This window comes from Desulfosporosinus sp. Tol-M2 (genome assembly GCF_059735615.1).
Genome location: NZ_JCAIJG010000068.1, coordinates 25,912 through 39,815, shown reverse-complemented (window position 1 = coordinate 39,815; position 13,904 = coordinate 25,912). Strand labels below are relative to the sequence as shown.

Genomic DNA, 13,904 nt, shown 5'->3' with positions numbered 1-13,904 from the left:
CTTAATAGCAGGTTTTGCGGGAATTGTTATGATTAATTCCGGGAAAAACCTCACCTTGGTTTTTTCTTGGCAGGGAGAGGGATTCATGATTTTATCCGGTTTAGTTAGTGCTTTAGGGACAATTATGGCAAAACAGATTTCCAAAGAAGTGCATCCCTTTGTTTTAACGGCCTGGCAAATGCTTTTAGGGTCTCTTCTCCTGATTGCAGTGGGGTTACCGAACTTAAAACCCCATGCCATGGTCTTTACGAATAAAGCTTTACTACTCCTCATATATTCAGCCTTTCTCTCCGCAACCGCCTATTCGCTCTGGTACGCTATTTTGAAATATAATAAAGCGGGAGAAATTAGTGTCTACAAATTCATGATACCCGTAGCAGGAAGTATTTTGTCGGCCTTGTTTATCCCCGGTGAACGATTGACGCTGAACATGTTGATCGCCTTAGCCCTCGTTGCGTTGGGTGTTATCATAGTAAATTACCAAAGACGGGAAGTATGATATGGGAAAGACATTAGTATTGACCGAAAAACCCTCTGTTGGCCGTGAGGTGGCAAAGATCCTGAATTGCAATCAAAAGGGAAATGGATGTTTCGTAGGGCCCGGATATATTGTGGTTTGGGCACTGGGACACCTAGTGACGCTCGCAGACCCGGAAGTATACGATGATAAATATAAAACTTGGAAGCTGGAAGACCTGCCCATGCTACCCGCTAAAATGGACTTAGTAGTCATGAAAGAAACCTCGAAGCAATTTGGGGTGGTCAAGAATCTAATGAAGAGTCCGGAGATTGAGGACCTGATCATCGCCACTGATGCCGGACGGGAAGGGGAACTGGTAGCACGCTGGATTATGAAAAAAGCGGGTTGGCGAAAACCTGTCAAGAGGTTGTGGATCTCTTCCTTAACTGAGCGGGCTATTAAGGAAGGGTTTAATAATTTAAAACCCGGCAGGGAGTATGAAGCCCTATATGCGGCAGCAGAATGCCGTGCAGAAGCGGACTGGTTAATCGGACTTAATGTCACCAGAGCATTGACGTGTAAGTATAATGCCCAACTTTCTGCCGGGAGAGTTCAAACCCCTACACTGGCAATGGTTGTGGAACGGGAAAATGAAATTAAACAGTTTATTCCAAAGGACTATTGGTCGATTAATGTCTTAGCCGCCGGCGTTACCCTTCATTGGCAGGACAAAAGCGGTCAGACTCGACTATTCGATAAAAATAAAGCAGATCAACTTGTGGCTAAAGTGACCGGACAAACCGGGGAAGTGTTAGAGGTTAAAAAAGAAGCCAAGAAGGAACTGCCCCCACTTGCCTATGATCTCACCGAGTTACAACGGGATGCTAATCGCAAATATGGATTCTCCGCCAAAACAACGTCCTCGGTCATGCAGCAACTTTACGAAAATCATAAAATAGTGACCTATCCACGAACCGATGCTCGTTATATTAGTGAAGACGTTGTAGCGACTTTGCCGGAACGTCTAAAAAGCATTACCCAGGGACCCTATGTAGATTTAGCGCGCGGTATCCTGAGAAATAAACTGATCATCACAAAACGGTTTGTGGATGGCTCGAAAGTGTCAGACCACCATGCTATAATCCCCACGGAACAATCCCCGGCGTTATCCAGGCTTAGCTCGGAAGAATTAAAAATTTACGATTTAATTGTTAAACGTTTTCTGGCTGTACTCTCGTCGGCGTTTGAATATGAACAAACGAAGGTTTTGGTGGGGATCAAAGGGGAATTCTTTGCTGCCCAAGGGAAGGTAGTGAAGCTTAAAGGATGGCGGAAGGTCTATGAGGGATCCGGCAGCTTAGACGGTGACCCTGAAGACGGAGAATCCGAACAAACTCTCCCGGAATTCCGCAAGGGGGAGAGTCTGAAAAACTTGTCTGTTAAGCTAGCGACTGGTAAAACAAAGCCACCCGCCAGATATACGGAGGCTACCTTGCTTTCAGCTATGGAACATCCCGGGAAGTTGATTGATGATCAAATGCTCCGGGAAGTAATGGATCAAAGCCATGGCCTGGGGACACCGGCAACGCGGGCGGAAATTATTGAAAAGCTTTTCAATTCTTTCTATATGAACCGACAGGGCAAAGAAATCATTCCCACCTCTAAAGGGATTCAACTGATCAGTTTGGTTCCACCAGAACTAAAATCGCCGGAACTAACCGCCAAATGGGAACAACAATTGACAGAGATCAGCAAAGGACGGATCCGGAGCCAAACGTTTTTGACTGGTATCAGGGGGTATGCCACTCGACTCGTCTCAACGGTTATTGGCAGTACGCAAACCTTTAAGCATGATAATTTGACGCGCAATAAGTGCCCGGAATGCGGTAAGTTCCTGCTGCAGGTTAAAGGAAAGAAAGGCGAGATGTATGTCTGTCAGGATCGGGAGTGCGGTTACCGGAAAGGGATATCGCAAACCTCGAACGCCAGGTGTCCGGAATGCCACAAGAAAATGGAGGTTAAAGGGGACGGAGACAATAAAATATTCTCCTGCGTTTGCGGGCATCGCGAGAAACTTGCGGCCTTCGTAAAACGAAGAGAAACCGAAAAGAGTAATCTCAATAAGCGGGAGGTCAGCGCATTCCTGCAGAAGCAAAATGAGGGTGGCTTGATCAACACGGCACTAGCTGATGCGTTGGCTAAGTTCAAGAAATGAAAAAAAGGGGGGAAAACTTTAATTGAGGGAATAGGGCGTCATCGCGGATATACTGAGGGACAAGTAATGAGGGTAGGGGGATAACTATTTGCAAGGGCCAAAAGAAATGTATGAAAAACGAATAATGTATTATGCGCGGCGGTTAGAAAAACTGACCCAAACGGTTAACCGATTAAGTAATGCAAGACTAACCCTGTTCTTCGCCGGGTGTGCGTTGGCGGGTTTTCTTTATCTGACCCAAAGCTCTTCTTTGGGTCTTGGTATTCTTCTCTTTACAGTGGTTTCTTTTACTGCGCTCGTCTTATGGCATCAGAAATTCAGAACAGAGCAAAAATATATCCAAGTGCTTTATGAAATCTATGCCCAAGCCTTAAAGCGTTTAGCCGGAGAGTGGAAATCCTTCCCTGATACGGGAGAAGACTTTATTGATCCCGCTCACCCATATTCAGAAGATCTTGATCTTTTTGGACCCAGTTCACTTTTTCAGTGGATTAATACTGCTAAAACCTATAGGGGAAGGGAAAAGTTGAAAGAGTGGTTGACTGTGCCCTCGGTAGAGGGTGGCGCCATTCAAAAGAAACAAGAAGCAATCAAGGAGTTAGCCATAAATCTTGCTTGGCGACATCGGTTTATGGCGGAGGCTGGAATTACAGAGCGTCCGTTAAATTCTCCAACACGGATCATAGAATGGGCGAAGACGTATGACACAACCTATCTGCGTCCGGGGATTGTCATTCTAGCCCGAGCACTCCCGATAATCACTCTAACATTTTTACTTCTATATTTTCTGATCCCCGGGGTATCCTATTGGTATCCACTGGCGGGTTTTTTAATTCAGGCGATTATACTTTTTGCGGGCAAGCAAAGGGGCAAAACGCTTGAAGCGGTTTATGCCTATAAGGACAGTATTAGAGTTTATGAGAAAATGCTGGAACGGTTTGAAAAGCGGACCTTCAAATCGGAATACCTGCAAGATCTGAAGAAAGGGTTATCTGACCGCGATGGTAAGGCGGCCTTTGAACAAATAAGAAAGCTTTCGGGTTTGGCTGAGCTGATAGCCAATCGGGGCAATGCGATGTTTCTGGTCATCAACATTTTCACCCTCTGGGATATCCAGTGCATGATCGCCTTAGAATCCTGGAAAGAAAAGTCCGGACGTTCTCTGGGTCGCTGGGTGGATACAGTAGCTGAACTGGAGGGGTTAGCAAGCCTGGCAATTATTCACTTTGATCACCAAGAGTGGGCATTCCCTGAAATTGTCTCGGAAAATTCGGGTATTGTTGCAGCCAATATGGGACATCCGCTCTTGGGTAATTCAACGTGTAATAATTTATCCATTGAGAAACGCTCCGGCATCTTATTAATTACAGGTTCGAACATGTCCGGGAAGAGCACTTTACTTCGCACGGTAGGCATAAATCTTGTTCTGGCGTATGCCGGGGCCCCCGTGTGTGCCCGACATTTTAGCTGTTCGATGCTGCGAATTTATTCTTGTATGCGAGTGAGTGATAACCTCGGAAAAAATATCTCTTCGTTTTACGCGGAATTACTGCGAATAAAACGAATTGTCAGCGCTTCCAAAAAAGAAGGAAAGATTTTCTTCCTATTAGATGAGGTCTTCAAAGGGACGAATTCACAAGATCGACACGTCGGGGCTAAGGTCTTGATTCGGCAACTGAGCAAGGTTGGGGCTATGGGTATGGTGTCTACTCATGATTTGGAATTAGGGGACCTGGAGCGTGAAAGTGAGCTGAAAATCAGAAACTATCATTTCCGGGAGTTTTATGTAAATAATGAAATACATTTTGACTATAAACTTCGGCCGGGGATTTCAACCACACGCAATGCCATGTACCTGATTAAAATGGCTGGTATTGAGGTTGATGAATAAACAGGCTGGTGTCTGAGTTAGGCGCCAGCCTTATATTTTAAGGCCCCGATAGATTGGTTCCATCGGGGGATATAATATGATAATATATTAGGAAAAAGTTGGGATAAGCCTCAATGAGGTATTTGGGAGTGCACGGGCAATCAATCGGCTTAGTGTTGAAAACTGGACATTTTTAGGAGGATTAATATGCAATCGGTAACAGTTAAGGAAATTTACAGAGGGACGGACCGGTTTCTCAATCAGAAAGTGGAACTATCAGGCTGGGTCCGCACAGTACGCTCATCCAAAGCGTTTGGCTTTATCGAAGTAAATGACGGAAGTTTTTTCGAAAACATACAAGTGGTTTTTGAAGAAAGCCTTGAAAACTTTACGGAAATTGGGAAGATCACGCTTAGTTCCGCCCTACGTATCCAAGGAACGCTGGTACCTACTCCCGGTGCGAAGCAACCATTTGAATTGAAAGCTGAACACATCGAGATTCTCTCGCTGGCCGCAGCAGATTATCCCCTGCAAAAGAAGCGGCATACGTTCGAGTACTTACGAAAGATTGCGCATTTGCGCCCAAGGACGAATACCTTTGCGGCCGTATTTCGAGTACGTTCTGTCGTTGCCTATGCAATTCACAAATTCTTTCAAGAAAAGGGCTTTGTCTATGTGCATACACCAATTATTACGGGAAGTGATGCTGAAGGTGCAGGGGAAATGTTTAGGGTGACTACCTTAGATTGTTCAAAACCTCCTCGCGACGAAGCAGGAAACATTGATTTCGCCAAAGATTTTTTTGGACGTGCTGCGAGCCTGACGGTTAGCGGACAGCTCAATGTTGAAACGTACTGTATGGCTTTCCGCAACGTTTATACGTTTGGACCCACCTTTCGAGCGGAAAATTCCAATACTACGAGACATGCTGCGGAGTTTTGGATGATCGAACCAGAGATAGCCTTTGCCGACCTCGGAGACGACATGCACCTCGCCGAAGAGATGATGAAATTCATTATCCAGTATGCTCTGGACAATGCACCGGAGGAAATGGCGTTCTTTAATTACTTTGTCGATAAGACCTTGTTTGATCGGCTGGAAAATATCCTGGCCTCCGAATTCGGGCGTATCACGTATACTGAAGCCGTTGAACTGCTGGAGAAGGAAAATGCCACCTTCGAGTATCCTGTTCATTGGGGTACGGATCTGCAAACTGAGCATGAGCGTTACCTGACAGAAAAAGTTTTTCAAAAACCGGTCTTCGTTTCAGATTATCCAAAAGGAATTAAGGCGTTCTATATGCGGCTTAATGAAGATAATAAGACGGTGGCGGCCATGGATTTACTGGTTCCCGGGGTCGGGGAGATTATTGGAGGAAGCCAACGGGAAGAACGCTTTGACGTACTGCAAAGTCGGATGAAGGACTGCGGGCTGAACTCTGAGGATTACGGGTGGTACCTGGACATTCGAAAGTATGGCGGCGTGCAACATGCCGGGTATGGACTTGGTTTTGAACGCCTGATTATGTATTTGACGGGAATGTCAAATATCCGTGATGTGATTTCTTTCCCTCGGACGGTAAATTCTTGTGAGTTTTAAGCAGCCTTGAATTGTGTCTAAATTTTACGTGGTAAGGATTTTCTGTGATTAATTTGGATCCTATTCCAATGCCCAACGTGGCGGGTTATGTCGGGTGGGACACTGTTAGCAATCAAGTAATAGAGGACCGTCAGGTATGTTATAATATGGACAAGAAGTGGGGTGAAAGTGGTTAATGTATCGGTTAGACGATTTGAATCCAGTGCAACGGGAAGCTGTTGAGCATCAGGAGGGGCAGCTTCTAATTCTTGCGGGTGCAGGATCGGGGAAGACCCGTGTGCTCACCTATAGAATTGCTCACCTGATTGCTCAGGGGATAGAACCCAGGGCCATCTTAGCAATCACGTTTACGAATAAAGCAGCCAAAGAGATGCGTGAGCGAGTGGCTGCATTGATAGGCAATGAAGGTTATGGGTTATGGGTTACCACGTTTCACTCAGCCTGTGTTCGTATCCTGAGACGGGAAATTGATAATATGCCAGGATACAACCGGAATTTTGTCATTTATGATGCAGGGGACCAACAGTCTTTACTTAAAGCGTGCTTAAAAGAACATAATTATGATGAAAAGAAATTCCCAGTGCGCAGTGTGGCGGCAGTTATCAGCGAGGCCAAAAACAAACTGTTAGATCCGGTAGAATTTTCCCATAAAGCTGCGGATTATTATCAACAAAAAGTTGTTGACATCTACAAATCTTACCAGAAGAAGCTCATGAATAATAATGCCTTGGACTTTGATGATCTTATCATGCTTACGGTGCAGCTTTTTCAGCAAAATAATAAGGCCTTTCGCTATTATCAGGAAAAATTCCGTTACATTATGGTCGATGAGTATCAGGATACGAATCATGCTCAATATAGGCTGATCAAACTTTTAGCGAGTGGATATCGGAATCTCTGCGTGGTTGGCGATGATGACCAATCGGTCTATGGCTGGCGCGGCGCGGATATCCAAAATATCCTTGATTTTGAGCGGGATTATCCCGAAGTGAAAGTCATTAAACTCGAGCAAAATTATCGGTCTACGCAAAAGATCCTGGAGGCTGCCAATGCCGTGGTGAAATATAACGAGTCGCGTAAAGAGAAGGCACTCTGGACTGAAAATGCCGAGGGGCAGCCTTTGGTGTGTTATGCTGCAAATGATGAGCGGGATGAGGCCGACTACGTCGTAGAACGTATCAAACGTTTACATGAGCTGGAAGGACGACCTTTCAATGATTTTGCTGTTCTATACCGGACGAATGCTCAGTCGCGGGCTTTTGAGGAGAGTTTAATGAAGGCTGCAACGCCCTATCGCGTTTTCTCAGGGTTGAAATTCTACCAGCGTATGGAAATCAAAGACATCCTGGCGTATTTAAGAATCTTGGATAACCCTGCTGATCAAGTGAGTTTTGCCCGCGTACTAGGCGTGCCTAAACGTGGACTTGGGGATAGCGCACTGGCAAAGATCCTGGAATATGCGGATGAACAGGGAATGCCGGTACTGGAGGCAATTTTGGAGGCGGAGTATATTCCGGATTTGCCAACCCGAGCCAAGAAACCTTTGATCGGTTTTGCCCACTTGATGCAAGAATTGGTGGCGTATTCTAAGGGAGCGTCGGTTACAGATTTGGTGGAAGAGATTTTAAAGAAGACGGGGTACAAAGCAATTCTTCAGGCAGCTGAGACACCGGAAGCAGCGACTCGACTGGAAAATTTGCTGGAGTTCTTGTCTGTAACGGCTGAGTATGATGCTCAGGCGGTTCAACATACCCAAAATGCGCAAAACGAAGACCTGGAAGGAGAGGAAACCGGCCAAGGCTTAAGCGGTTTCTTGGAACAAGTATCTTTGGTCGCCGATATTGATGAGCTGGACCAAGCGGAAGAATCCGTGGCTTTAATGACCATGCACAGTGCGAAGGGGTTGGAGTTTCCGGTGGTGTTTGTAGTGGGCTTGGAAGACGGGATTTTTCCCAGTAGTCGTTCACTCATGGCCCCGATAGAATTAGAGGAAGAACGGCGTCTCTGCTATGTTGCTATCACCCGAGCGAGGGAGATACTCTATCTGTGTAATGCCGAAATGCGAATGCTTTATGGCAAAACACAGTACAATCGACCTTCCTGCTTCATAGCGGAAATCCCAGCAACTCTGATGACAGATATTGACCCTCTGGATCCGCCAAAACGTCGTCCTAATACTAAGCCGAAAGCGACTTGGCAGCGGCAGGGAAAGACAGCCGGAGGGATTCCCTTGGGTTCGGGTCCATGGGAAAAAGGCTTCGGAAGTACGCTTGTCAGTAAAGCAGTTGATGCTCATCATGTAGGAGACAAAGTAGAGCATGCTTCATTCGGAAAAGGCATTATTGTTCAAGTCAAAGGAGAAGGCGACCACGCGGAGCTGACCATTGTCTTCGACGCGGGAATTAAAAAATTAATAGCTGTATATGCCAAGTTAACGAAGCTTTAGCATTTTTATCTATTGTACCTTTTTAGAGCCTTCTTGATCACGCTATTATCATCTGACAGGGCTGGAACATAAAGCAATAGAGCCGTTGTGAAGAGGATAAGACTAAATATATCCAAAATATAATGAACTTTTTACGAAATGCTTGTCTGGTACTTGTATTGTAGTACGACATCCTGCTATAATGAGTGTGCCTTCGTATAATAAAATATAAGGGAGTGAGAAAAAAAGGGCGGAGAACTAAATACGCGGGGGTAATTCATATTAAGGAGGATGTCACTTAATGGATTTAAATTCAATTCCCTTATGGGCAGTGGGAGCGGGAATTCTTGCGATCCTTTTTGCATTCTACTTTGCGAAAAGTGTCTTAAGTAATAGTCCCGGGAATGCCAAAATGCAAGAGATCTCCAAGGCGATTCAAGAAGGAGCTATGGCCTTTCTTAATCGTGAGTATCGTACACTGACTCCGATTGTAATTATTATTGGTATCGTCCTATTATTTGCCAAGAACTGGGAAACGGCTATTTCCTTTGTGGTTGGGTCAGTTTTGTCAGCGGTAGCCGGCTATATAGGGATGTCTATTACCACGCGGGCTAATTGCCGTACAACCGAAGCTGCCCGATCAAGCTTGAACAAAGCCTTGGGAGTTGCTTTCCGCGGTGGGGCTGTAATGGGCTTAGCTGTTGTCGGGTTAGGTCTTCTGGGTGTTACTTTACTTTACTTAGCTTTTAAAGATCTTGATATGATTAACTCTTTTGCTTTTGGCGCGAGTGCCGTTGCTCTTTTCGCCCGTGTTGGCGGGGGGATTTATACCAAAGCTGCAGATGTCGGAGCAGACTTGGTTGGTAAAGTAGAAGCAGGGATTCCTGAGGATGATCCGCGTAACCCAGCGACGATTGCTGATAACGTAGGAGACAATGTCGGGGATACCGCCGGAATGGGTGCCGACTTGTTTGAATCTTATGCTGCTACAACAATTGCTGCCATGTTGGTAGGCGCTTCAGTTTTCAAAAGCGTGGATGCAGGGTTGCCTGGAGTAATGTTGCCATTATTCTTAGGCGTTGCCGGGATAATTGCCACGATTATCTCCAGCTTTTTTGTACGTACCGGTGAAAATGCCAATCCGCAAAGCGCTTTGAATCTGGGACTCTGGGGAACAAATCTCTTAACGGCTATTGCGGCTTATGCAATCTGTCATTCAATCTTGCCGGCTGCTTTAGTGGTTGGTGACATAACAATAACCCCTAATTCGGTATTTATGGCGATTATAGCCGGTTTGGTCGTTAATGTTCTGATTGGTTTGATTACGGAATACTATACCTCGAATCAGAAGTCACCTGCCCAAAGTATCGCTAAGGCCTCGGAGACAGGTGCTGCGACCAATATTATTGCTGGTTTAGCTGTAGGCTACAAGAGTACTACGCTACCGGTTCTTGTGATCTGTGCAGCTATTTACGTTTCCCATGCGGCAGCGGGAACCTTCGGAATTGCTATTGCCGCTATGGCAATGTTATCCACAGCAGGTATAGTAGTAGCCATTGATTCCTTTGGTCCCGTAGCTGACAATGCCGGTGGAATCGCTGAGATGGCCGGACTTGAGGCTAATGTTCGAAAAACTACAGATAAGCTTGATTCGGTAGGCAATACTACAGCTGCCGTAGCTAAAGGATTTGCGATCGGTTCAGCAGCTTTGACAGCTTTGGCACTTTTCAATGCCTATGCTGAGTTGGTTCACTTAGAGATGATTAATGTCTTAGTTCCTAAAACAATTATTGGTGTCTTTCTTGGTGCTGCCGTACCCTTTCTGTTCTCGGCATTTACTATGGAAGCAGTTGGTAAAGCCGCCTTTCAGATGATCGGAGAAGTACGTCGTCAGTTCCGAGAAATTCCTGGAATTATGGAAGGTACAGGGAAGCCGGATTATCGGGCTTGTGTCGATATTTCTACTAAAGCCGCTCTTCGCGAAATGATTGTTCCTGGGCTACTTGCCGTTGTGGTGCCCGTTATTGTTGGGTTTGGACTTGGTAAGGATGCTTTGGGCGGATATTTGCTTGGTGGGACTGTTGCCGGGCTGTTATTGGCTATCTTCATGTCTAATGCCGGTGGTGCTTGGGACAATGCCAAGAAGTATATTGAAGCGGGTAACCTTGGTGGTAAACATACGCCAACTCATGAAGCTTCGGTCGTTGGTGATACAGTAGGAGACCCATTTAAAGATACTTCCGGACCTTCGATGAATCCGTTAATCAAAGTTATGGGTACAATTTCCTTGATTATTGCTCCATTCCTGATGTAATTGCCTGGAGCTATTCAATAAGCTGCCTATACAACTTAAATGGTAAACTTGAGACACTTAATGAAACTCCCCGCAGCAAGCTGCGGGGAGTTCGGTTTTGTTGGTTTTGGTGAACATGCGATTTCATTTTATTTATTCGATATAATTTTCGTTTTTGGGGATAATAACAGCACACTTATTTAAGGAGGGTTCAATAAATGCGGAAAAGTTATGCAATTGTTTTAGCCATGGCGCTCGTCTTCTGTAACATAGGCTTTGCTAATGTCCAACCGGTCCTGGGAGTTGAGATCGAGACAGAAGCCACAAGTGCTATTCTCATGGACGCGGCATCCGGTGAAATTTTTTATGAAAAAGAAGCGCATAAAGAATTACCACCGGCAAGTGTTACGAAAATCATGACTTTACTGGTGGCAGCAGATGCCGTAGCTTCTGGAAAAGTCAAATTGACGGACAAAGTGACAGCCAGCGAGAATGCCAGTAAACTCGGGGGTTCTCAGATCTATCTGGAACCGGGGGAAACATTTACGTTAGAACAGATGTTGATTGCCATTGCCGTTGGCTCAGCTAATGATGGCTGTGTCGCCGTGGCGGAACACATTAACGGAACACATGAAGCGTTTGTGGAAGAAATGAACAATAAGGCCCAAGCCTTAGGTCTAAAAAATACGCATTTCGTAAATGCCTATGGGCTTCCCGCAGAGGGGCATTATACAAGCGCATATGATCTGGCAGTCATTTCCAGAGAAGCCCTCAATTACCCATTAGTACGGAAGTTGACCAGCATGAAAGAATATGACTTACGGGACGGGAAATTTAAGCTTTGGAATACTAACAAGTTACTTTGGTGGTACCCTGGGGCTGATGGCTTCAAAACAGGGTGGACGAATGAAGCAAAGTATTGCCTGGCTTCGACTGTGGAGAGAAATGGCCTAAGGTTGATTTGTGTCGTCATGGGTGTACCCCAAGTGAGAGGGCATTTTGCAGAGTCTATGAAAATATATAACTATGGTTTTGCGAAATATGAGTTCAAACTGTATGCCCCGGCAGCTCAAAAGCTTGGGGTTGTAAAGGTACACAAAGGAATTGAAGATGAGGTTGCAGCGCTCACTGAAAAGCCCTTAGGGGCGACTGTGGAAAAAGGGAAAGATAAAAACTCATGGGTCGAGACCAAGCTCAACCCAACTATCAGTGCTCCGATTCAGAAAGGACAAAAGTTAGGGGAAGTTCTTCTATATCGCAATGATCAGTTGCAAGCAAGTGTAAATTTAATTGCTGATCACCCTATTGCCAAAGCTGGTCCGGTCGAGCAAATAGAACGGACTCTGAAAGGCGTTTTTGGTTATTAGCTTATGCGTTTAGTCCAAATGAGTGGAGTCTTTATCTGAGCTATCCTTAATCCGCGACAATTCACGGATCCTAAGGAGAGCTGCCCGTTCGATCCGAGAAATTTGAACCTGCGAAAGATTGAGCAGACTGGCAATTTGGCTCTGTGTCTTATCTTCAAAAAAACGCATTATGAGTACGCGCTTTTCACGTTCAGGCAGTTTATCCAGGACTTCATTAAGAGCAATCTTATCTAGCCAACTGGGATCAGGACCCTTTTCCTCTGAGAGCTGATCGAGAACGAAGATCGGATCGGAGTCGTCTTGATAGAGGGTATCATAAATTGAGGTAGGACTTTGGATTGCTTCAAGTGCAGCGACGATCTCATCCCTGTCGACCCCGATGTTTATCGCGATTTCCCCGATAGTTGCCTCACGGCCGAGCGTTGCCGATAGTTCGTCCCGCGAGCGATTTACTTTATAAACAAGTTCTTTATAGGAACGAGGTACCTTTATAGGGTGGTCATCGCGGAGAAAACGTCGAATTTCACCGATAATCATCGGAACCGCATACGTTGAAAATTTTACCCCGTAGCTAAAGTCGAATTTATCAATAGCTTTAATGAGTCCTATCGTTCCGATTTGAAAGAGGTCTTCGATCTCGTAGCCACGTTGGGAAAAGCGCTGAACTAAATTAAAAATGAGTTTTAAGTTGCAATTGATTAAACGCTCGCGCGCTGCAGTATCCCCATCTTTGGCAGCATGGAGGTAAAACATCATCTCCTTGTCCGAGAGCAGTGGGAAGTGGGGGAGATTCATTTCAGTTAGTCGTTGAATCATAACGCACCCCCTAATGAGAGGAGATGGGTGTTTGTTTAAGATGCTTAATCATGGTCACTGTTGTTCCCACTTCAAGCGTAGACTCTACTTGAAGTTCGTCCATGAAAGATTGCATGAAGACAAAGCCCAGGCCCATACGCTCCGGATCCGTACTATAAGCAGGTTGCATGGCTTGCTCAATATTCGAGATGCCACAACCTTCATCTTTCACGACAATCTTAAGGTTATCGCCGACGATATCCAGATCTAGATAAACAATGTGATGAGGGTTACTCTTGTAGCCATGGATAATGGCGTTGGTTACAGCTTCGGAAACGGCGACTTTGAGTTCTTCAATGTCATTAAGCGGAAGATCCAGTTGCGCGCCAACCGAAGCAATGAGCAAACGGGTAATGCTTACATTTTCTGCGTTACTTGAAAATGTGAGGTTTATATGATTAGTTTTCATTTAGGCTCCCCTTCCTTCATCATATGCGTGCCCTTCATCCACGTAGAAATTGATAATTTTAGGTAGTCCCGACAATTCCATAATTTTATAAATATGTGGGGGGACATTGGTGATTTTTAGATTTCCCCCCAAGGGGAGTAGTTTTTTGTATCTGCCTATGATAACACCGAGTCCGGAACTGTCGACAAATCGAACGTTTTGAAGATTAAGAATGACCGTGCGAATTCCTCGTTTCTCAATCTCAAGGTCAATGGCTTGTCGTACCATTGAAGCGGTGTGCATATCCAGTTCTCCATCTAAGCGCAAGAGTAGGGTCAGGCGCTCTATCTTTTTTTCAAGTTTCAAGACCATTCCCCCTAAAATTTTCTCCCAGTACTAAGGACTTCGATACCACCCATAAATTTCCTGCTA

At 45.3% G+C, this 13,904-nt stretch carries 10 protein-coding genes; 7 read left to right on the top strand and 3 right to left on the bottom strand.

Going from position 1 to position 13,904, the window contains the following annotated elements; translation table 11 throughout:
• From AC6I5A_RS04925 to AC6I5A_RS04895, 7 genes are all read left to right on the top strand, one after another.
• A partial coding sequence (locus AC6I5A_RS04925) for a DMT family transporter (protein ID WP_034612461.1) occupies window positions 1–499 on the top strand: 499 nt, incomplete at its 5' end.
• 1 nt (window position 500) lies between these two features.
• Complete coding sequence (locus AC6I5A_RS04920; RefSeq protein WP_034612451.1) at window positions 501–2,675, top strand: DNA topoisomerase III; 2,175 nt, start codon at window positions 501–503, stop codon at window positions 2,673–2,675.
• Between the two features lie 106 nt (window positions 2,676–2,781).
• The gene (locus tag AC6I5A_RS04915; protein ID WP_034612459.1) at window positions 2,782–4,566 is read left to right on the top strand and encodes a MutS family DNA mismatch repair protein; all 1,785 of its coding nucleotides are present in this window, start codon (window positions 2,782–2,784) and stop codon (window positions 4,564–4,566) included.
• A gap of 186 nt (window positions 4,567–4,752) precedes the next feature.
• Window positions 4,753–6,144, top strand: coding sequence for an asparagine--tRNA ligase (gene asnS / locus AC6I5A_RS04910; protein ID WP_034612449.1), 1,392 nt, complete (start codon window positions 4,753–4,755; stop codon window positions 6,142–6,144).
• Window positions 6,145–6,319: 175 nt separating this feature from the next.
• Window positions 6,320–8,590: a DNA helicase PcrA gene (pcrA, locus tag AC6I5A_RS04905; protein ID WP_034612447.1), complete on the top strand. Its 2,271-nt coding sequence runs from the start codon at window positions 6,320–6,322 to the stop codon at window positions 8,588–8,590.
• Window positions 8,591–8,870: 280 nt separating this feature from the next.
• The gene (locus tag AC6I5A_RS04900; protein ID WP_034612446.1) at window positions 8,871–10,883 is read left to right on the top strand and encodes a sodium-translocating pyrophosphatase; all 2,013 of its coding nucleotides are present in this window, start codon (window positions 8,871–8,873) and stop codon (window positions 10,881–10,883) included.
• 197 nt (window positions 10,884–11,080) lie between these two features.
• The gene (locus AC6I5A_RS04895) at window positions 11,081–12,229 is read left to right on the top strand and encodes a D-alanyl-D-alanine carboxypeptidase family protein (RefSeq protein ID WP_034612441.1); all 1,149 of its coding nucleotides are present in this window, start codon (window positions 11,081–11,083) and stop codon (window positions 12,227–12,229) included.
• A 9-nt stretch (window positions 12,230–12,238) separates the two neighbouring features.
• On the opposite strand, the gene AC6I5A_RS04890 is transcribed toward AC6I5A_RS04895, so the two are convergent.
• Genes AC6I5A_RS04890 through spoIIAA form a run of 3 tightly spaced genes read right to left on the bottom strand, consistent with a single transcriptional unit; the run spans window position 12,239 to window position 13,844 of the window.
• Entirely contained in the window at window positions 12,239–13,045 is an 807-nt protein-coding gene (locus tag AC6I5A_RS04890) for a SigF/SigG family RNA polymerase sporulation sigma factor (protein WP_034612438.1), read from the bottom strand.
• A 10-nt stretch (window positions 13,046–13,055) separates the two neighbouring features.
• Window positions 13,056–13,493, bottom strand: a complete 438-nt coding sequence (spoIIAB, locus tag AC6I5A_RS04885) for an anti-sigma F factor (protein ID WP_034612433.1) — start codon at window positions 13,491–13,493, stop codon at window positions 13,056–13,058.
• Window positions 13,494–13,844 (bottom strand): anti-sigma F factor antagonist, encoded by a 351-nt coding sequence (gene spoIIAA, locus AC6I5A_RS04880; protein ID WP_497900500.1) that lies wholly within the window; start codon window positions 13,842–13,844, stop codon window positions 13,494–13,496. It lies immediately after the preceding gene.
• Window positions 13,845–13,904: the final 60 nt, after the last annotated feature.

Excerpts from the sequence above, each read along its gene's own strand:
- spoIIAA (WP_497900500.1), bottom strand. The coding sequence starts at position 13,844 with ATGGTCTTGAAACTTGAAAAAAAGATAGAGCGCCTGACCCTACTCTTG.
- AC6I5A_RS04920 (WP_034612451.1), top strand. The coding sequence starts at position 501 with ATGGGAAAGACATTAGTATTGACCGAAAAACCCTCTGTTGGCCGTGAG.
- AC6I5A_RS04900 (WP_034612446.1), top strand. The coding sequence starts at position 8,871 with ATGGATTTAAATTCAATTCCCTTATGGGCAGTGGGAGCGGGAATTCTT.
- pcrA (WP_034612447.1), top strand. The coding sequence starts at position 6,320 with ATGTATCGGTTAGACGATTTGAATCCAGTGCAACGGGAAGCTGTTGAG.
- AC6I5A_RS04915 (WP_034612459.1), top strand. The coding sequence starts at position 2,782 with ATGTATGAAAAACGAATAATGTATTATGCGCGGCGGTTAGAAAAACTG.
- AC6I5A_RS04895 (WP_034612441.1), top strand. The coding sequence starts at position 11,081 with ATGCGGAAAAGTTATGCAATTGTTTTAGCCATGGCGCTCGTCTTCTGT.
- AC6I5A_RS04890 (WP_034612438.1), bottom strand. The coding sequence starts at position 13,045 with ATGATTCAACGACTAACTGAAATGAATCTCCCCCACTTCCCACTGCTC.
- asnS (WP_034612449.1), top strand. The coding sequence starts at position 4,753 with ATGCAATCGGTAACAGTTAAGGAAATTTACAGAGGGACGGACCGGTTT.
- spoIIAB (WP_034612433.1), bottom strand. The coding sequence starts at position 13,493 with ATGAAAACTAATCATATAAACCTCACATTTTCAAGTAACGCAGAAAAT.